Origin of the sequence: Syntrophomonas wolfei subsp. wolfei str. Goettingen G311, assembly GCF_000014725.1 — a bacterium.
GTDB lineage: Bacteria > Bacillota > Syntrophomonadia > Syntrophomonadales > Syntrophomonadaceae > Syntrophomonas > Syntrophomonas wolfei.
In genome coordinates this window covers 1,822,187-1,840,491 of record NC_008346.1, presented here as the reverse complement: position 1 = coordinate 1,840,491, position 18,305 = coordinate 1,822,187, and the positions used below count along the sequence as shown (strand labels likewise).

19 protein-coding genes, 1 tRNA gene and 1 other annotated feature are annotated in these 18,305 nt (G+C 46.4%); of the genes, 14 read left to right on the top strand and 6 right to left on the bottom strand.

Features of this window, described 5'->3' with window-relative positions; genetic code table 11:
- Positions 1–4 precede the first annotated feature (4 nt).
- The 10 genes from SWOL_RS13615 to SWOL_RS13610 all read left to right on the top strand — a co-directional run bounded on the left by SWOL_RS13615 (position 5) and on the right by SWOL_RS13610 (position 9,304).
- Entirely contained in the window at positions 5–733 is a 729-nt protein-coding gene (locus SWOL_RS13615) for a TIGR03936 family radical SAM-associated protein (protein WP_162010610.1), read from the top strand.
- Positions 734–748: 15 nt separating this feature from the next.
- Positions 749–2,179 carry an Rne/Rng family ribonuclease gene (locus tag SWOL_RS08350; RefSeq protein ID WP_011641013.1) on the top strand — a complete coding sequence of 477 codons (1,431 nt, stop codon included), beginning with the start codon at positions 749–751 and terminating at the stop codon, positions 2,177–2,179.
- A gap of 53 nt (positions 2,180–2,232) precedes the next feature.
- Positions 2,233–2,309 (top strand) — a sequence feature (ribosomal protein L21 leader region).
- Positions 2,310–2,322: 13 nt separating this feature from the next.
- A complete protein-coding gene (gene rplU, locus SWOL_RS08345) occupies positions 2,323–2,637 on the top strand; it encodes a 50S ribosomal protein L21 (protein WP_011641012.1) in 315 nt (104 codons plus the stop codon).
- Entirely contained in the window at positions 2,637–2,966 is a 330-nt protein-coding gene (locus SWOL_RS08340; protein ID WP_011641011.1) for a ribosomal-processing cysteine protease Prp, read from the top strand. Before rplU ends, SWOL_RS08340 begins: the two co-directional genes overlap by 1 nt.
- 2 nt (positions 2,967–2,968) lie before the next feature.
- On the top strand, positions 2,969–3,262 hold the full coding sequence (rpmA, locus tag SWOL_RS08335) for a 50S ribosomal protein L27 (RefSeq protein ID WP_011641010.1): 294 nt from the start codon (positions 2,969–2,971) through the stop codon (positions 3,260–3,262).
- Between the two features lie 323 nt (positions 3,263–3,585).
- Positions 3,586–4,038 (top strand): Spo0B domain-containing protein, encoded by a 453-nt coding sequence (locus SWOL_RS08330; RefSeq protein WP_011641009.1) that lies wholly within the window; start codon positions 3,586–3,588, stop codon positions 4,036–4,038.
- A gap of 4 nt (positions 4,039–4,042) precedes the next feature.
- Complete coding sequence (gene obgE, locus SWOL_RS08325; RefSeq protein WP_011641008.1) at positions 4,043–5,302, top strand: GTPase ObgE; 1,260 nt, start codon at positions 4,043–4,045, stop codon at positions 5,300–5,302.
- A 308-nt stretch (positions 5,303–5,610) separates the two neighbouring features.
- Positions 5,611–6,738: a glutamate 5-kinase gene (gene proB / locus SWOL_RS08320; RefSeq protein WP_011641007.1), complete on the top strand. Its 1,128-nt coding sequence runs from the start codon at positions 5,611–5,613 to the stop codon at positions 6,736–6,738.
- 30 nt (positions 6,739–6,768) lie between these two features.
- Positions 6,769–8,028, top strand: a complete 1,260-nt coding sequence (locus SWOL_RS08315) for a glutamate-5-semialdehyde dehydrogenase (RefSeq protein WP_011641006.1) — start codon at positions 6,769–6,771, stop codon at positions 8,026–8,028.
- 25 nt (positions 8,029–8,053) lie between these two features.
- Positions 8,054–9,304: a YqaA family protein gene (locus SWOL_RS13610; RefSeq protein ID WP_011641005.1), complete on the top strand. Its 1,251-nt coding sequence runs from the start codon at positions 8,054–8,056 to the stop codon at positions 9,302–9,304.
- A gap of 167 nt (positions 9,305–9,471) precedes the next feature.
- Here the strand turns inward: SWOL_RS13610 and cysK are convergent, their stop codons facing one another.
- A complete protein-coding gene (gene cysK, locus SWOL_RS08305) occupies positions 9,472–10,503 on the bottom strand; it encodes a cysteine synthase A (protein ID WP_011641004.1) in 1,032 nt (343 codons plus the stop codon).
- 77 nt (positions 10,504–10,580) lie between these two features.
- Positions 10,581–11,201: a hypothetical protein gene (locus SWOL_RS08300; RefSeq protein WP_011641003.1), complete on the bottom strand. Its 621-nt coding sequence runs from the start codon at positions 11,199–11,201 to the stop codon at positions 10,581–10,583.
- Between the two features lie 153 nt (positions 11,202–11,354).
- Between SWOL_RS08300 and nadD the strand changes: the two genes are divergently transcribed.
- The 3 genes from nadD to rsfS are packed head-to-tail and all read left to right on the top strand — an operon-like array spanning position 11,355 to position 12,963.
- On the top strand, positions 11,355–12,020 hold the full coding sequence (gene nadD, locus SWOL_RS08295) for a nicotinate-nucleotide adenylyltransferase (RefSeq protein ID WP_011641002.1): 666 nt from the start codon (positions 11,355–11,357) through the stop codon (positions 12,018–12,020).
- The gene (gene yqeK, locus SWOL_RS08290; protein ID WP_041427933.1) at positions 12,010–12,582 is read left to right on the top strand and encodes a bis(5'-nucleosyl)-tetraphosphatase (symmetrical) YqeK; all 573 of its coding nucleotides are present in this window, start codon (positions 12,010–12,012) and stop codon (positions 12,580–12,582) included. Before nadD ends, yqeK begins: the two co-directional genes overlap by 11 nt.
- 24 nt (positions 12,583–12,606) lie before the next feature.
- Entirely contained in the window at positions 12,607–12,963 is a 357-nt protein-coding gene (gene rsfS / locus SWOL_RS08285; protein ID WP_011641000.1) for a ribosome silencing factor, read from the top strand.
- 93 nt (positions 12,964–13,056) lie between these two features.
- On the opposite strand, the gene SWOL_RS13605 is transcribed toward rsfS, so the two are convergent.
- The 3 genes from SWOL_RS13605 to SWOL_RS08270 all read right to left on the bottom strand — a co-directional run bounded on the left by SWOL_RS13605 (position 13,057) and on the right by SWOL_RS08270 (position 16,279).
- Positions 13,057–13,587, bottom strand: coding sequence for a methylated-DNA--[protein]-cysteine S-methyltransferase (locus SWOL_RS13605; RefSeq protein WP_011640999.1), 531 nt, complete (start codon positions 13,585–13,587; stop codon positions 13,057–13,059).
- Positions 13,588–13,621: 34 nt separating this feature from the next.
- Entirely contained in the window at positions 13,622–16,096 is a 2,475-nt protein-coding gene (leuS, locus tag SWOL_RS08275) for a leucine--tRNA ligase (protein WP_011640998.1), read from the bottom strand.
- A 107-nt stretch (positions 16,097–16,203) separates the two neighbouring features.
- Positions 16,204–16,279 (bottom strand) — tRNA-Ala (locus tag SWOL_RS08270).
- 292 nt (positions 16,280–16,571) lie between these two features.
- Between SWOL_RS08270 and SWOL_RS14020 the strand changes: the two genes are divergently transcribed.
- Positions 16,572–16,736, top strand: a complete 165-nt coding sequence (locus SWOL_RS14020) for a DUF1540 domain-containing protein (protein ID WP_081424816.1) — start codon at positions 16,572–16,574, stop codon at positions 16,734–16,736.
- Positions 16,737–16,791: 55 nt separating this feature from the next.
- On the opposite strand, the gene SWOL_RS08265 is transcribed toward SWOL_RS14020, so the two are convergent.
- Entirely contained in the window at positions 16,792–18,015 is a 1,224-nt protein-coding gene (locus tag SWOL_RS08265) for a DUF2225 domain-containing protein (RefSeq protein WP_011640997.1), read from the bottom strand.
- Positions 18,016–18,305: the final 290 nt, after the last annotated feature.

Sequence of the window (18,305 nt, the reverse complement as noted above, 5' to 3'; positions counted from 1 at the left end):
GGAATTGAAATTTCTGGGTAACCTGGATATGATGCACTTGATGGAAAGGAGCCTGCGGCGGGCCGCTATTCCTTACGCTCTTAGCGAGGGCTTTAATCCCCACATCAAGTTATCCATGGGTACGGTACTGCCGGTGGGCTTGTGGGGGGAAAACGAATATTTTGACCTGGAACTAAGCCAGAGGATGGATATTATAGATTTCAGGCAAAAACTCTCGGTGGCTTTGCCCTCCTGCCTGCAATTAGGGGAATGCCAGGAGATAAACGACAGCGCTCCCTCCCTGATGAAAATCATAAATGCCGCTTCCTATGTATTTTTGCTCGAACCTCCATTTCCCTCTTTGGATAAATGGAAAGAGGAACTCTTAGCCCGCCCATCTTTAACGGTCAGAAGCCGGGGCAAAAAAAAAGGTCTTGACAAAGAACTACGTACTGGTATTTATAGAATAGAGGTTGAGCAATCTTTGAACTTTGGCCGGGTAGAGATATGGGTGGCTGTAGGTGAACCAGTAAATGTGCGCTATGACGAACTCGGTGAGTTGTTGCTGCAAACTGGCTTTACGCAAAAAAGTATAGCCGAGGTTTTCCGCAGTGGGAATTATATTCGGGAGGGTTCTTCCTATCTCTCCCCACTGGAAGTGCGGTTAGACAAGCACACTTCACCCTGCGGGCACTCTGGTGTTCCACCTTGCGGTGTCACTATTAAGGTTGGGGGCATGAGGGTCAATAAATAAAAAAGGTGAGTTGAATTGATAAAAGAAATAATTGCCGAAGTATACCCCTGGGAATCACGGGTGGCGATAGTTGAGGATGGTCGCCTGGCTGAGGTGTTTTGGGCTGACCAGGGTGAGAATGTAGGTAAGATATACAAAGGTAAGATTAAAGATATATTACCCGGCCTGTCCTGTGTTTTTATTGACATCGGATTGGCGAGGAACGCTTTCTTATATGCCGGCGATGTTGTCAGGGTAGGGAAAAAGAAAGGGCTTAATGTATATGAACTCTTAAAGAGCGGTCAGGATATTATGGTACAAGTGAAAAAGGAAGCTTTTTCCGAAAAAGGAGCTCGGGTAACGGGGGATCTCAGTATTCCCGGGCGCTTGCTGGTTCTTCTGCCTTTTCAGAACGAAGTATCTATTTCGCGCAAAATCACCGGTGATGAGCGGAGGAAGCACCTGCGTTCTCTACTTGAGGAAAGCAAGCCGGAAAATGGCGGCATCATTGTGAGAACTGCGTGCCTGGAAGCTGAAGATCAGGAGATAATCCAGGAATTAAATAGGTTGCTCAAGACCTGGGAAGAAATAAAGCAACGCTATCAAAACCGGAAAGCTCCCAGTCTGATTTATGAAGATATGGATGTTTTGGAAAGAACCATGCGGGATTATCTGGATGGTAATTTGAGCCGGATAGTGATAAATAACCGGAGACTTAAGGACAAGATTCTGGACTATATCAGCGGTAAGAAGATTTTTAATAGTTTGAGGGTTGATTATGAAGAGGGAGCACTTTTCGAAAAGTACAACCTGGAGAAGGATATTAAAAGATCGCTGCGCCGGAAAATATGGTTAAAAAACGGAGGCTACCTGATTTTTGATCGTACCGAAGCTATGACCGTAATAGATGTAAACAGTGGTAAATTTACCGGCAAAGATAATTTTGAAGAAACGGTTTTCAAGATAAATATGGAAGCAGCCATAGAAATACCACGGCAGCTCAGGCTGCGCAGCCTGGGGGGCATAATTCTCATTGACTTTATTGATATGAAAGAAAAGTCTAACCAGGATGAGTTAATAAAGGTTTTAAAGACGGGATTGGAAAAGGATAAGGCTAATACTCGTATTATCGGCATAACTGGTTTGGGTTTCCTGGAAATGACCCGCAAGAAATCTCGTTATGGGGTAGTGGAGTTTTTCACTGATGAGTGTAGCAATTGTAGTGGTCGGGGACATATTATTAACCTGCAGGCTCTGGCCAGTGAAGCCAAGAGGAAAATGGCCCATATGGGATACCTGGAGAATAACCAGATAATATGTAAAGCAGAGCCGCGTTTATTAAAGATATTAAAAGATGACGAAAAAGATATAGGATACATCGAAAGGCGGAGTGGCAAGAGCGTATTGCTATTATCCGACCCGGATTTGGCCCCGGGAGAATACAAAATATTCGCCGGCAGCGAATAGCAGCAATATCTTGACTAGCTTCGCTATTTATGTTAAGTTTTTATCTGGGTTTCATGTTTTTGTAACCGCACAGTTCGGGTTTTTAAAAGGCTCTATAGCCTACCTGCAATTGGCGAGTCTGAGGAATATGGAGGTGTATTGAATTGTATGCAATTATTGAAAGTGGTGGGAAGCAGTATAAAGTAGCGGAAGGAAGCGTAATAAAAGTTGAAAAACTGGATGTTGCGGCCGGTGAAAAACTTACTCTGGATCAAGTCCTTTTTTTCAATGATGGTAATGGTAATGTAAAGATTGGGAATCCGCTGGTAGCTGGCGTACGGGTGATTGCCGAAGTAATGGAACAGGGAAAACACAAGAAAATTACGGTTTTCAAGTATAAACGGAGAAAGAACTATCGCAAGAAACAGGGGCATCGTCAACCGTATACCAAAATTAAAGTGGAAAAAATAGAAGCTTAATGCTTGCGCTAACCATTAATTATAAGAATAATAAAATCATATCATTCAAAATAGAGGGACATGCGGGATTTGCCCCTGAAGGTGAGGATATATACTGTGCCGGCGTATCAGCGGTAGCCCAGACCGCCTTGCTTGGTCTAATCAAACAGCTGACGGTTGAGCCCAAGTATCAGATGGAAAAAGGCTTCCTGGAATGTGAACTTCCGCCCTCTTTGAATGAAGAAGAGATGGAAAAGGCCCAGATAATTCTATCTACCATGGAAGCAGGATTGCTTTCCATGCAAGAAGCATATCCCGGCATAATTAGAGTTAATATCAGGAGGTGTTAAGAATGTTCACTTTTGATTTGCAGTTATTTGCCCACAAAAAAGGTGTTGGTAGTTCCAAAAACGGTAGAGATAGCCAGTCCAAGAGACTGGGAGTTAAAAGGTATGATGGTCAGATAGTTACTGCCGGTAATATTCTGGTTCGACAGAGAGGTACCAAGATTCATCCTGGTCAGAATGTGATGATTGGTGGAGATGATACCCTTTTTGCGATAATTGACGGTAGAGTAAAATTTGAGAGAAAAGGTCGGGACAAAAAACAGGTTAGTGTATATCCGCTGGAAACCATGACCATGTAATTTCCCATCTGAACTGATAACAGGACCCCTGGAGTTTTTCAGGGGTTTTTGTTATTATTAGGTAGTTGGGAGAAAATCTTTTGTTTACAAATTGTGCAACCCTTCTGCAACAAAAGAGGTTTTGCAGTAAAACCCCTCATGACCGGGGTCACAACTACCGATGAAAAGTGAGTTAGTAGGCGCTTGAATAGTAAGTTATAGTAGGAAATGAATTAACCCCCTTACCCCTCACTCCTCACTTTTCTTACTAGTCATACAACTTTATACAACAATGTCTATGCAGTGGAGTCAATGTTGTTAAGTGCAAAAAAAGGAGAGTTATTTTGGAAGCCAAACATAGTATGGAGATATTAAGAAGGGTCAGGCATGATTTTGCCAACCACCTGCAGGTTGTAAGCGGATACCTGGAACTGGGCAGATGCCAGCAGGTAAAAGAATATATTGCTGAAATAGTTATGGATATGGCTGAAGAGAAAAAAATATTTGAGGCGGGCCTCTCTGCTAAAGAAGCGCTGTATTTTTTTGAAAAAACATTAACAGCTCGTGAGCTGGGAATAATATTAAGGTACGAGGATTTGGAAGTCAATTCGTTGGACCTATCCCGGCTTAACCATGAATTGGATGAGGCATTGCATGAATTGTCCAGTCAGCTAAAGGGAAGGGAAGAGGAACCAGTGGTCTATCTTTCCGTATATAATAGCGAAGAAGAAATAACGATGCTTTTCTCCTGTACTATGCTAGCGCAAAGCCCGGTGAAGATAAGTATCAAGGAGTGAAACCATGTTTGTTGATCAGGCCCGGATATTTGTTAAGGGCGGAGATGGAGGAAACGGGATTGTGGCTTTCCGCCGCGAAAAATATGTTCCCATGGGTGGCCCGTCTGGTGGTGACGGGGGGCGGGGAGCCAATGTAATATTAGTGGCTGATGAAGGACTAAAAACCCTGATGGATTTTAAATATCGCCGGCATTTTAAAGCGGAGCGCGGAGCCCATGGACAGGGCAAGAATATGCATGGTGCCTGGGGCCAGGACTTACGGGTTAAAGTCCCGGTAGGAACGGTGATAAAAGACGATGAAAGCGGCGAGGTTTTGGCTGATCTGCTGCTTCAAGGACAAGAGGCGGTAGTGGCCAAAGGGGGGAGAGGAGGACGAGGTAATGCTCGTTTCAGCTCGGCCATTAATAAAGCGCCGTCCTTCTCGGAAAATGGGGAACCGGGAGAAGAGAAATGGATTCGCCTGGAATTGAAATTGCTGGCCGATGTAGGATTGGTTGGTTTCCCCAATGCAGGAAAATCTACGTTAATATCAAGAGTTTCAGCGGCCCGGCCTAAAATTGCCGATTATCCTTTTACTACTCTGGTGCCCAACCTGGGGGTGGTCATGACCAAGGAACGGGATACTTTCGTTCTGGCTGATATTCCTGGTTTAATTGAGGGCGCTCATCAGGGTTTGGGATTGGGACATGAATTTCTCCGGCATATTGAGCGCACGCGGGTAATACTGTTTATTCTGGATGCAGCCCAGACGGAGGGAAGAGATGTAGTGGAGGATTACCGGATTCTCTACCGGGAACTCGAGCTGCATAATCCGGATTTACTAAAACGACCACAGCTCATTGTCGCTAATAAAATGGATATTCCGGATGCCCGGGATAATGCCCGGAGATTGGAGAGTGAGCTGGGGAAGACGGTACACTGTATATCCGCTGTGACTGGGCAGGGAGTAGAGGAATTAATGGGAAAAACCTATGCGCTTTTACAAGCTGCTCCCCAGGAAATTCCGAGTGGTGAAGAGCCGGTTGTAAGACGTTTTGAAGAAGAGCTGCCCTTTAAAATTGATAAAGTGGATGGAGTTTTTGAAGTTAGTGGCCCGCGCATTGAGAAACTGGTAGTCATGACTAACTTCAATAGTGACGAAGGCCTGCAGCGCTTTCAAAGAACTGTAATCAAGATGGGTCTGGAAGAGGCCTTAAAAGAGCACGGAATCAAAGAAGGGGATAGTGTTAGAATAAAGGATTTTGAGTTCGAATTTACAGAATAGAGGTTTCAAGGGGGCGGTCCTTTTGACACCGTGACCCTTAAGCCTCACTTTTCTTACTAACCCCCCATGGCCAGGGGCCACAACCACCAATGAAAATAGGGGAAGCAACAAGTGCGAATTTTTTTGACGCTGATTAACGCTGATTTATTAAAATTTTATAAGATAGTATCGGCGTAAATCACCCTACGGGTACTGATGCTCCCTGCGGTTGTTATTAAGGTTGCTGCGCCCGAAGGGTCAGCGTCCTTCTGCGTCTAAATCTTATTTTCTTACTAATAACGGAATAATTTGAAACAGGGTGATAAGACATGGGCTGGCGTGATAAATTTAATAAATGTCGCCGGGTAGTAATCAAGGTGGGAACCAGCACCTTAACTTATAGCAATGGGCAGCTTAACCTGCAGCGTATTGAACAACTGGTAAGGGAAATGGCTGATTTACATAACCGTGATATGGAAGTATTGCTGGTCACTTCGGGAGCCATTGGTGTAGGCGCCAACCGGATGGGCTATAAAAAAGTTCCCAAGACTATGCCGGAGAAACAAGCTCTGGCAGCAGTAGGTCAGGGAGCCTTGCTGCATCTCTATGAAAAGTTCTTTGGCGAATATGGCAAAACGGTGGCCCAGGTCTTGTTAACCCGGGATGATCTGGATGACCGCATGCGCTACCTGAATGCTACCAATGCTTTGTTGGCCATCCTGGCCATGGATGTTATTCCCATCATAAATGAGAACGATACCGTGGTAGTCGATGAGATCAAGTTTGGCGATAATGACACCCTTTCGGCCCTGGTAGCCGGGATTGTGAATGCTGATCTCTTGCTTATTCTCTCTGATGTTGATGGTCTTTATGACTGTGACCCCAGGACGAATAAGGAGGCGGTGTTGCAACACCAGGTAAGTGAGATTACCCGGGATATGGAAGATAAATCCACCAGTCGGGGGAGCAGTTTTTCCAGTGGGGGAATGTTTACCAAGTTAAAGGCGGCCCAGGTTTGTATGGCTGCCGGTGTACCCATGGTAATTGCCAATAGCGATGAAGACAATGTAATCCGCCGCGTGGTGGGCGGAGAAGAACTGGGTACCCTTTTTATTCCCCGTGAAGAAAAAATGCATGCCCGGGAAAAGTGGATAGCCTTCGGTACCGTTTGCCAGGGCAAGCTTTTGGTTGATGCCGGAGCTCGTCAGGCCCTGCTCAACCGGGGAAAAAGCCTGCTGCCTTCCGGGGTAACCGGGGTTGAGGGGGAATTTGACCGGGGAACGGTGGTGGCTGTGATAGAGCCCGATGGCCGGGAAATTGCCCGGGGCCTGGTTAACTACGCCGCCCGGGAAATCGCCTTGATAGCAGGTAAAAGAAGCAGTGAGATAGAAGCTATATTAGGAGAGAAGGATTATGATGAGGTAATTCATCGCAATAATCTATGGGTAAGGGGATGAGTTATTTCTGAGGTAAAGGAGAAATGAGAAATGGATAAAAGCTTGGAAGAAAAACTAATGGAACAGGGTAAGAAAGCTAAAGCGGCTTCACGCTTCCTGGCTACAGCCTCTACCACCCTCAAGAACGAAGCCCTGCTGAAAACGGCGGACGCTCTGGAAGCACAGGGAGCGGAAATAGTAGCCGCCAATGCCATTGACCTGGAGTTGGGGGAAAAACAAGGTTTGACTCCCGCTCTGCTGGAGCGCTTGGCCTTAAATGAGAGTCGGATAAAGGATATGGCTCAAGGACTGCGTGAAATTGCCGCTCTTCCAGACCCGGTGGGGGAGGTTCTGGGGATGTGGAGAAGGCCCAATGGCCTTGAAGTAGGGCGGATTAGAACCCCTATTGGAGTTATAGGTATCATTTATGAATCCCGGCCTAATGTAACAGCTGATGCTGCAGGACTCTGCCTTAAAGCAGGCAATGCTATACTCCTGCGCGGAGGTGAAGAAGCCTTAAATTCCAACCGGATAATTGCCCGGATTATTGCACAGAGCGCTAAAGATTGCGGAATTCCCGAGGGTGCCGTGCAGCTGGTCGACAGCGAGGACCGGCAGGCGGCTGTCTATATGATGAAAATGAATGATTACCTGGATGTTCTGATTCCCCGAGGAGGGAAGGGCTTGAAACAAGCAGTGCTGGAGCATGCCAGTGTTCCGGTAATTATGACCGGAATGGGTAATTGCCATGTTTATGTGGATGCTCTGGCGGATTTGAGCAAGGCGCAAAAAATTGTCTTCAATGCCAAAGTGCAAAGACCCTCGGTATGCAATGCCGCTGAAACCTTGCTGGTCAATGCAAAAATTGCCGGAGACTTCCTCCCGGCCATGATTGCAGAGCTAAAGGGTGCCGGGGTAGAAATTCGGGGTTGTGAAAGAAGCCGGGAGATAGTACCGGATATCCTCCCCGCTCGGGAAGAAGACTGGGATGAGGAATACCTGGATTTAATCCTGGCGGTAAAGGTGCTGGATAGCGTGGAAGATGCAATAGAGCATATTAACTGTCATGGAACCGGTCACAGTGAAGCCATAATAAGCGAGGACTACAGCAGTGTCCGGCGCTTCATATCTGCAGTTGATGCGGCAGCTGTCTATGCCAATGCTTCCACTCGCTTTACTGATGGCAATGTTTTCGGCTTTGGAGCCGAGATGGGGATAAGCACCCAGAAGCTGCATGCCCGGGGACCTATGGGTTTGCAAGAATTGACTACCACCAAGTTTATTATTTATGGGGACGGACAGATTCGTTAATTTCTAAGGATTGTACGAGAGCAAAATGCTAGCACATTTATTGCCTGTTTTACAGGCCTATGGTGTCTGGGGCTTGCTGATTCTGGCTTTTGCCGAATCATCTTTTTTCCCGGTTTTTCCTGATTTTATTTTAATACCGCTTTGCCTGGCGAATCCGGACCAGGCTGTTTTCTATGCTCTTCTGGCTACTGTGGGTTCAGCTACGGGTGCCTATTTTGGCTATGTGCTGGGTAATGTTGTGGGGCAACCCCTCTTGCGCCGCTTGGCCTCGGGAGAGAAAATAGCCCTGATCGAAAGTACCTACCAAAAGTATGGGGCCTGGGCGGTATGTATTGCGGGACTGGCTCCTCTTCCTTACAAGCTTTTCACCATATCATCAGGAATATTCCGCTTGTCTTTGCCCGGCTTCTTAACCGCAACACTGCTAGGCCGCGGGCTGCGCTTTTTTGTCGAAGCGATTCTGATAATGAGCGTGGGTGAGCAGGCGATAGTTTTCATATCCCAGAACTCGGGCTGGATTAGCACTATAGTTATATCTGGGATAATTATTCTGCTCATGCTTTTCTTTAAACGACAGAGCGTAAGCAACTTCCTGCTGGGTTTAAGGGATAAAGCCTGCTTGTCCCGTTTAGGTAAGGTAAGAATAGTGGGGTCAAGGTTGCAATTACTGGGGGAATGGCTGGTAGCATTGGGGAGCGGGGCCTTTCTAAGCTTTTTCCTGGCGGGTTCCATTAAAGATATTCTAAACAATCGTTTATTCAATACCGACCAGGTTCTTAATCAATTATTTGCGCCGGTAGTCGGACCGGCCTGGAAAGCGGTGGATTGGCTTTTCAATGGCTGGATATTATTTTTTCTGGTACTCCTCAGCAGCTATCTCTTTTTGCGGCGGGAAAAATGGGAAAGTGTGGCTTTTCTATTCTTGTCTCTGATGGGTTCCAGTACGGTACTCTGGGGATTTTACCGCATAATAATGGAAAACTACAGTCTTAATCCCTTCAGTTCCCATCTTTTTACCCACCCCACCCGGGTCCTGATAAACACCCTCTGGGCTTGCTATATTATCTGGCTGTCGGCCAGCAGAAAAACCCTGTGGCGGAAAGAAAAACTGGTGAAATTTTTGAGCGGTATCCTCGTTTTGCTATTGCTGGGGATCAGCCGGGTATCGGCTGGCTTTAGACCCTCAGAAGTGCTGGTAACCCTGGCCATAGCCGGATTGTGGTCGGTGGTAGTCTGGATAATCTTCCTCTACCGCCACTCTTTGCGGGAAAATTAGACGATTTGGCTGGGGGCAGTCAAATGCCCCCGGCCAGAGATGAAGTTTGGTGTCACTGCAAAAAGTAATAAATATCGCCGGGTGTTGCATCCATGCTTCGCCAACGCTCGCTTGTATTTTTATGCAACCCTTTTGCATCAAAAGGGGGTTTGGCAGTAGAGTCAAATTTAAATAATCTCAAAGTTATAGCGGGCGAGCTTATCCAGGTCTTCCTGGCTCAGCTGGTATTCCCGGTCTAAAAGCTGTCGCTCAGGCATGGTGCCACAGAGCTCGGTAGAGAGGTAACGCAGGCCGTTGTCATTGATTATAGTAACTATACATTTCTTTTCCGGATATTTTTTGGCTACTTTTATGGCAGCAGCCACATTAATACCAGAAGAAGAACCACAGAAAACCCCTTCTTTTCGGGCCATCTGCCGGGCGGTTTCCAGAGCCTCATCGGAGCTGACCAGTATGATACCATCTATATACTGTAGGTCAAGAATTTCCGGAATCAAGCCGTCAGCTATGCCCTGAATCTTATGCTGCCCGATACGCCCGCAGGCCAGAATAGGAGAGTCTTCCGGTTCGGATACATATACTTTGATGGCAGGGTTCTTCTCTTTCAGGTATTTGGCGGTTCCGGTTACAGTACCGCCGGTTCCCTGGCACATAATAAAAACATCCATTTCTCCGGCTGTCTGCTCCCAAATTTCCGGGGCGGTATTGTCGATGTGGGCCAAAAGATTATCCTCGCGGTAGAATTGTCCTACTTCAAAAATCTGCTCGCCGTATTCCTGTTTTATGCGCTTTACTTCTTCCAGTACCAGGTCAACATCGGTTTCGGCCCCCGGGGTCAGTACCAGTTCGGCACCGTAGGCAGCAATAGTTTTCTTCCTTTCTTCGCTCATTCCTGCGGGCATTACTATTATTACCCGGTAGCCTTTGGCGGCCCCTACCATGGCAGCGGCAATTCCGGTATTGCCGGTGGTGCCTTCCAGGAGAATCATACCAGGCTTCAAGTCTCCCCGCTTTTCTGCTTCTTCTACAATCTTGTGCACCACTCTGTCCTTCAGGCTGCCACTGGGATTCACATATTCCAGCTTGGCACAGATATCAGGTTTTAAGCCCTCCCCAATTTTATTTAATCTTATCATGGGTGTTCTACCGATGACTTCCAGTACATTGTCAAATATCTTATTGTTTGCATCCCATTCCATTAAACTGCCTCCCCTGTTTATTTTTCCTAATAATTATCCTGTAGAATTAATATTATTTCTTGTGATTATATTATAGCTTAGAGGGGCCAGTCAGTTCCATACTGGAGTTCCCGAAAAAAAGAATACTTCTCCAATGGAGGACATTTAGCCAGGAAAGGAGCTGTAGTTGCGGTTTCCTGTTCAAAAAGAATCAATAGCTCGGCCATAAACTCATCTCTCCTTTTTTCCTCCCTCAAGCTCAGCCCTTTTTCTTTCAGAATGCCGGCTATTCGGTTATTCAATTCTATCTCATAATCGGTAAGTGCAGCAAAAAAGTCTTTCCAATGAGCTAGCTTATTCTCCTTTTCCCAGGCTACGCCCGGGCAGACAAAATGACGGCAGACCGATTCCCGCAAAGCCTGGGGGAGTAGGCAACCGCCGGTTTTGGAGTGAAAGTTGCAGCGATAGCTCTGTCCTTCCGGGCGGTTATTAACGGTTACCGAAGCGTCAAGTATGGTGAGATTATCCAGGCTGAATATATAATCCAAAACCTCGGGTTTATGCTGGAGAAGATAAGCGAAATCACAGGGATAAAAGACCGGGGAATAGTAGCCGCAACAGCCTTTGTCATCCTGGCGCGGACACTCGGCGCAGAGATCCAGTTCTATATAACTACGCAGGCCCTGGTTGTGAAAAGTTAGTTCCAATTTTTTAAGCATGCTTTCCCTCTCCATCTATCCGTTGGCAAACACAATCATTTCTATTATAAAGTTTTTGCCGCTCCAGGGAAAGATGTATTACTGTGTCAGGCACTTAAGTTATTATTGTAATATTATTGTAAGGATTTGCATTTTCTAAAGGGCGCGGTTATTATGAATTGGGATAATATTTGGCAGGTGGTAAAAGTGGGGAAAATTAAATCCTGGGGAATACTGGGAGGTACTTTTGATCCTATTCATTATGGGCATCTTATTGCTGCTGAATATGCCTGTCACAATTATAAATTGGACAAAGTTCTGCTAATACCGGCGGCCAGTCCCCCACACAAGGAACTAGGACAGGTTCTACATGGTATGCATCGCTATCGGATGGTGGAGTTGGCGGTAAAGTCTAATCCCCGTTTGGAAGTATCCCCGGTGGAGATGGAGAGAACGGGGCTTTCCTATACAGTTGATACCCTGGCTTATTTTCGGGGAAAACATACCGAGGTGGAACTCTTCTTTATTGTAGGGGCTGACTCGCTGTTTTTTATGCATAGCTGGAAAGAACCGGAGCGACTGGCGGAGCTCTGTCGTTTCATAGTGGTCACCCGTCCCGGATATAAGATTGAGCGCAATGAACCGGCTCTGGGCAGGCTGCCGGATATTATTTGGGAAAGAATGCTGCAGATGGAGATTCCCGGGCTCGATATTTCCTCCAGTGATATCCGGCAACGGGTAGCTGCTGGGAAACCTATAAAATATCTTTTGCCGCCTGAGGTGGAGGAATACATTTTTGAGCAGGGATTATACCGGGGGGATAAATATCTTGAGAGATAGACAGCAACTTATCGATATTATAAAGCAAAGGCTATCACCCAATCGCTGGCAGCATTCGCTGCAAGTAGCAGAAACTGCGCTACAGATGGCTGGACAGTATGAACTAGAATTGGAACAGGTATATCTGACGGCCTTATTGCATGACTATGCCAAGGGCTTATCGGGTCAGGAACTATTGCGGCTGGCGGAGGAGAATAATCTGATTGAGGATGAAGTTGACCGCGAAGTTCCGGATCTTCTGCATGCACCGGTAGGGGCTTTTCTGGTGAAAAGGGATTTGGGTATGAAAGATGAGGAGGTACTAATAGCCATCAGCCGGCATACTCTAGGTTCTACAAAGATGAGTGAGTTGGACAAGATTATCTATTTGGCCGATATGATTGAGCCGGGACGGGACTTTCCTGGCCTGGAGAGGCTAAAATGCCTTAGCTTCCGTGACCTTGACGAAGCTATGTTGTTTGGGCTAGAATCAACAATAAAATATTGTCTGGATCGGGGGCGGATTTTACATCCCCGTACCATTGAGGCCAGAAATTATTTTTTAAAAATAATCAAGCGCTGATTTTTTGATTAGGGAGGTTTGTTTTTGTTAAAAGAAGAGGAATTGGCACAAGCAATTGCTGTGTACTGTTTGGATGAGAAGGCTGTTGATGTAGTTATTTTGGATGTGAGCGAGCTTACCATAATTGCCGATTATTTTGTAATTGCCACGGCCCGGAGCCGGGTGCAGGTACAAAGTATTGTAGAAATGGTACAAGAAAGACTAAAGGAATTTGATATATTGCCCTCTCGCGTGGAAGGTGTGGAGCAAGGCAGCTGGGCGGTGATGGACTACAGTTCCACTATTCTGCATGTTTTTCAACCGGAGGACAGGGAGTATTATGACCTGGAGAATCTCTGGGGAGATGCCAAAGAGGTCGATATAAACGAGAGTTATGCTTAAATGCTTGTACGCGAAAAATTCAAGGGGACAGTATTTTGGAAGCTTCTAGAGCCTTCCAAAATACTGTCCCCTTTAGTTTGCGGCCATGGGGGGTTAGTCAGGTTTTCTTCGGGTTATAACTTCATTTTCCAAGGCCAGGAGGGCTTTTTTTGTTTCCACTCCACCCGGAGCCGTAAATCCACCCAGTCCGCCGTTTTGGGCCAGCACCCGGTGGCAGGGTATAAGCAGCGGGAGGGGATTCAGACTCAAAGCCCGGCCTACTGCCCGGGCGGCACGGGGCTTTTCTAATTCACGTGCTACTTCTCCGTAGGTTTTGGTCATCCCGTAGGGGATATTTGATACATGCTTGAGAACCTTTTGGGTAAAAACGGGCAAGGAGTTGATGTCCCACTGTGCCTCCCAGTTCTCTATCAACTGCCCTTGAAAATAGCGGCGGATATTATTTATCAGCGGCAGGGTAACATCGTTTTCTCCAATTAGGCGGCTTTCAATTCCGTTGCTTTCCAAACTGGCCTTGAATTCGTTTAAACCAACAGCAGACGGCAGGATTGTTTGCTTTATCAACCTATTGTCACTCAAAACAGCAGCCCATCCCCAGGAGGTATCAAAAACCAGCCATTTCATTATACCCACCCCGCTTCTTATCTTATGCCTGCTATTATTTTGCCACAACATTGACCAGCTTTCCAGGAACTACGATAAGCTTTACTATCTCTTTACCCCTGGTCAATTCTCTAATTTTAGGATTATCCAGGGCTATTTTCTCCAATTCCTCCCGGCCGGCATCAACCGGCACCATTATCCGGTCTCGTACTTTACCGCTAATCTGCAGGACGATTTCAATTTCTTCCTGAAGCAATGCTTCAGGATCATATTTCGGCCATTTCTGCAGGTAAATACTCTCTGCGTGCCCGGTTAACTGCCACAGCTCTTCACAGATATGGGGTGAAAACGGGCTTAAGAGAATCAGCAGATTATCCACCGCTTCTTTTACTACCGGCCAGTTCGGTTTTTTGATTCCCTTGTAGGCTCCCAGGGTATTCGACAACTCCATAATAGCACTGATAGCGGTATTGAAGTTAAAGCGTTCTCCAATATCCTCAGTAACCTTCTTTATGGTTGCGTGAGTTTTGAAGCGCAAGTTCTTGGCTTCACTGTCCAGTTCTGGAAAATGCTCGGCTGCGGGCAAATCTTTTATTCCCTCAGCTAATTCCGATACCAAGCGCCAGACTCGGTTCAAGAAGCGAAAAGCACCTTCTACACCCTGCTCACTCCATTCCAGGTCTCTCTCGGGAGGAGAAGCGAAAAGAATGAAGAGCCGTGCAGTGTCAGCTCCATAGGTGTCGATTATCTCTTCCGGACTAACTACATTTCCTTTGGACTTGGACATCTTGGCATTATCCTTTAAAACCATACCCTGGGTGAGCAAGCGGGTAAAGGGTTCCTGACATGATAGAACATTAATATCAAAAAGAAATTTGGTGAAAAAACGGGCATACATAAGATGTAAAATAGCGTGTTCCACACCGCCTATATACTGGTCAACCGGCATCCAGTAATCCACGGCTTCCCGGCTAAAAGGCTGCTTGCTCTCATGAGGACTGCAAAAACGGTCAAAGTACCAGGAGGAACAGACAAAGGTATCCATGGTATCAGTTTCCCGCAGGGCTTCTTTTCCGCAAGAAGGGCATGTAGTCTTGTAAAACCTCTCAAGATGCTTTAAAGGCGATTCTGCGTAAGGTTTAAAATCTATATCCTCGGGCAGGTATAAGGGTAGTTCTTCTTCGGGAACTGCAACCGGGCCGCATTCAGGGCAATAAACAATAGGAATGGGGGCTCCCCAGTAGCGTTGCCGTGAAATCAGCCAGTCGCGCAAGCGGTAATTGACCGTACCCTGGCCGATTCCCTTCTCTTCCATGAATTTGATTACTGCTTTTTGGCCTTCCTCCACAGTTAAACCATCAAAGTTTCCGGAATTTACCATATGGCCGTCACCAGGGTAGGATTCCTGCAGGAGATTTCCATCCAGGGGAGTATCCTCACCTTTTATTACCACTTTAACCGGTATATCATATTTGCGGGCAAATTCAAAATCCCTCTGGTCATGGGCAGGAACGGCCATTATAGCCCCGGTACCATAGTCCATTAAAACATAGTTGGCTATCCAAATCGGGATTCGTGACCCATCCATCGGGTTGATGGCATAGGCTCCGGTGAAAACACCTTCCTTTTCCGCTTCAGTAGAGGTGCGGGCCATTTCATTAAGATATTTCATTTTATTGACAAAAGCCTTGACTTCTTTTTCCTGCTCCGGGTGGCAGATTTTTTCCACCAGGGGATGTTCCGGGGCCAAAACCATGTAGGTGACACCAAAAACCGTATCTGGGCGCGTGGTAAAAACAGTGAGGACTTCATCACTGTCTTCAATATGCAGGGAAAATTCACAGCCTTCGCTGCGGCCGATCCAGTTTTTTTGCATGGTCTTAACTTTTTCCGGCCAGCCCGGCAGCAGGGCTAAATCATCCAAAAGCCGTTGGGCATAGTCAGTTATTTTGAAAAACCACTGTTCCAGTTGTTTTTTTTCAATAACAGCTTCACAGCGTTCGCACGCCCCATCTACCACCTGTTCATTGGCCAAAACCGTTTGGCAGGAAGGGCACCAGTTTACGGCGGATTTCTTTTTATAGGCCAGCTTATTCTCGTAGAGCTTTAAAAACATCCACTGGGTAAATTTGTAATAATCTGGTTTGCAGGTAGCCAGCTCCCGATCCCAATCATAGCTGATCCCCATGGTCTTGAGCTGTCTTTTCATGTTTTCGATATTAGAGTAGGTCCAGGTAGCAGGGTGAATAGCATTTTTAATGGCCGCATTTTCAGCGGGAAGGCCAAAAGCATCCCAGCCCATGGGATGAAGGACATTGAATCCGTTCATGCTTTTGAAACGCGCCACCACATCACCGATGGCATAGTTGCGTACATGGCCCATGTGCAGGTGGCCGGAAGGGTAGGGAAACATCTCCAGATTATAATATTTGGGCTTTTCGGGGTCTTCTTCTACCTTAAAGAGCTGCTTATTTTCCCAGTAAGCCTGCCATTTGGCTTCAATGGATTTAAAATCATACTTTCTATCCATAACAACTTCCTCCTATAGAATTTTTATCAGAAAAAGCAAAAGCTCTCATCCGAATAGGGACGAGAGCGATAATTACCCGCGGTACCACCCTTATTGACAGATAATAATGGTGGAGCTAGTGGGATTCGAACCCACGACCTCTTGAATGCCATTCAAGCGCGCTCCCAACTGCGCCATAGCCCCACATACTGTCCACTTGACAAATCATAACGGAATCCCCGTTGCAGGCTAATGTCACCTGCAAAGCTCCCCGGCGAGTTCAACCAGCTTTGTCGCTTCGCAGCTTCCCGCGACTCTCTGCCTGATGCCAGTCTACTACTCCGGCTCCTTGCTTTTGTATATGAATTTGACATTAGCAATTATATGATAATCCTTGAACAAAGTCAACTGATAGAATAATAATCTTCTTCCTGAAGCAAATTAATAGCACGGTGATTTATAACTAAAACAGCGACATCATTTTTGTTAAGGAGGGATGAAATTGCGAGGACGCCAGACCATAATGTGTGATGTAAGTAGTTGCCGGTTTTTTGAAAGCAATATGTGCAGCTTGGACGCTATCCAGGTAGCTCCTTGTAGCGACATAAGCAGCGGTTCTCCGGAAGATGAGACCTTATGTGCCAGCTATGAACAGGGTTAATTATATTCGGATTGTAAAAAACAAAAGGGTGGCTTAGGTCCACCCTTTTGTATAATTATACTTTTTCTTCTTCCTTTACCTTCTTTTCTTGCACTAATATAATGTCCTTCAAGTCCCTAATTCGATCCTCTGCTTGCCGGTTGATAGTATTATTACCGCCTTTACGCGCAATGGCTCCCCGGAAAAATTTCAAGGCTTCCGTATTTTCGCCAATGCGCATGCTAAGCTCACCTAAGAGCAAAGAAAGACGCTGATCCTGTTCTATCGAGGTTTCCCGTCTGGTATTGTAAAAGGTGTCCTTAAACATATCCAGGGCCTGCTGGGAGGCATATAAAAACATCTCTTCATCTCCAGCGTCATTATACAACCAGGATAGGCGCAGCCAGACCTTGGCTGCTTCGGTAGGATTTGGTTTGCCTGCTGCTTGCAAGGATTGCAGCATGAGGTAGTAGGTCACAAAAACCTCATCCAGTTTGCGGGGCTCACTAAACTGCAAACGAACTTTAGCTTTTAATTGCTTGCCTTGCTCCAGTAGTTTTTTCGTAAAGACTTCAGACACCTGTTTGAACTCGAAGTTAAAATTGGAGTAATAGCAGTTGGGACAGGTCCAGACCAGGTACCAGAGCGGCTCAAAGTCCACGAAACGCTGGCGCAGGTCATTATCCACCTTATCCAGTCGGAGCTTGGAGGAACGGACATTTTTGGTTTTGAATTTTTCCTCACAGACTGGGCAAAGAACTTCCCGGTCAAAAAGCAGGTTATCGTCACTAGGCGGAGCTTCCAGAGGGTAAGGCTTATGTCCCGGGGGAAAAAGGGAGTTGTCCAAAACCTCTGCGGACGGTTTTTCCGCTGTGGGGGGAGCAAGCTTAAATGCTTTTCTTTCCTCGACTTTCCCTCGTTTCAACTGGGCCAGATCTTCGTTTAGCTGGCGCACCCGGCTGCTCATACCTTTCATTATTCGGTAAGCCAGGCTGGGTTGCTGGGCAATTACCTGTTCAAAGTTACTTTCATTAATAACCAATACAATGGTATCCTCTATAGCCCCGATAGTAGCGCTGCGGGGTTGGTCTTCCAACAGGGACATTTCACCAAAGAAGTCTCCGGAGACCAGTTCCGTTATCATAATAGGAAAACCGTCAATGGAGGTTATATAAACTCCTACTCGGCCTTTGAGTATAATATACATTTCGTGGCCGGGATCCCCAGCATTAAAAAAAATCTCATCAGCATTATATTTTTTAACTCCTCCGAGTTTAGCCAAGGCGGCTATATCCAGCATTTAAAGACCCTCCTTTGAAAACTACGGGTTATAACGAGGTGAAATATGTCCCCCGCATCCTTAATAGTGAGCGAAGCGAACAACAGTGGTGCCCGCAGGGTGCAACCTTAATAATGAGCGAAGCGAACATCAGTAGTGCCCGCAGGGTGCTTCTTTAGTGGTCGGGTTCCTATTCACAAAACAGGCGGCGGGTTCTAATCCCCCGCCTCGCTTGCAGCGGTGTGTTGAAACTGCTCACCAGTTTATTCCAATGCTTAGAAAATTATTGTTTTGATGCAAAGAGACTTGTA

What these genes read in the sequence shown, in the direction of transcription:
- SWOL_RS08315 (WP_011641006.1), top strand. Translation starts at nt 6,769, where the DNA reads ATGGATAAAAGCTTGGAAGAAAAACTAATGGAACAGGGTAAGAAAGCT.
- SWOL_RS08340 (WP_011641011.1), top strand. Translation starts at nt 2,637, where the DNA reads ATGCTTGCGCTAACCATTAATTATAAGAATAATAAAATCATATCATTC.
- obgE (WP_011641008.1), top strand. Translation starts at nt 4,043, where the DNA reads ATGTTTGTTGATCAGGCCCGGATATTTGTTAAGGGCGGAGATGGAGGA.
- SWOL_RS13610 (WP_011641005.1), top strand. Translation starts at nt 8,054, where the DNA reads ATGCTAGCACATTTATTGCCTGTTTTACAGGCCTATGGTGTCTGGGGC.
- proB (WP_011641007.1), top strand. Translation starts at nt 5,611, where the DNA reads ATGGGCTGGCGTGATAAATTTAATAAATGTCGCCGGGTAGTAATCAAG.
- nadD (WP_011641002.1), top strand. Translation starts at nt 11,355, where the DNA reads ATGAATTGGGATAATATTTGGCAGGTGGTAAAAGTGGGGAAAATTAAA.
- SWOL_RS14020 (WP_081424816.1), top strand. Translation starts at nt 16,572, where the DNA reads ATGAAATTGCGAGGACGCCAGACCATAATGTGTGATGTAAGTAGTTGC.
- leuS (WP_011640998.1), bottom strand. Translation starts at nt 16,096, where the DNA reads ATGGATAGAAAGTATGATTTTAAATCCATTGAAGCCAAATGGCAGGCT.
- rpmA (WP_011641010.1), top strand. Translation starts at nt 2,969, where the DNA reads ATGTTCACTTTTGATTTGCAGTTATTTGCCCACAAAAAAGGTGTTGGT.
- cysK (WP_011641004.1), bottom strand. Translation starts at nt 10,503, where the DNA reads ATGGAATGGGATGCAAACAATAAGATATTTGACAATGTACTGGAAGTC.
- SWOL_RS08265 (WP_011640997.1), bottom strand. Translation starts at nt 18,015, where the DNA reads ATGCTGGATATAGCCGCCTTGGCTAAACTCGGAGGAGTTAAAAAATAT.
- SWOL_RS08300 (WP_011641003.1), bottom strand. Translation starts at nt 11,201, where the DNA reads ATGCTTAAAAAATTGGAACTAACTTTTCACAACCAGGGCCTGCGTAGT.
- SWOL_RS13605 (WP_011640999.1), bottom strand. Translation starts at nt 13,587, where the DNA reads ATGAAATGGCTGGTTTTTGATACCTCCTGGGGATGGGCTGCTGTTTTG.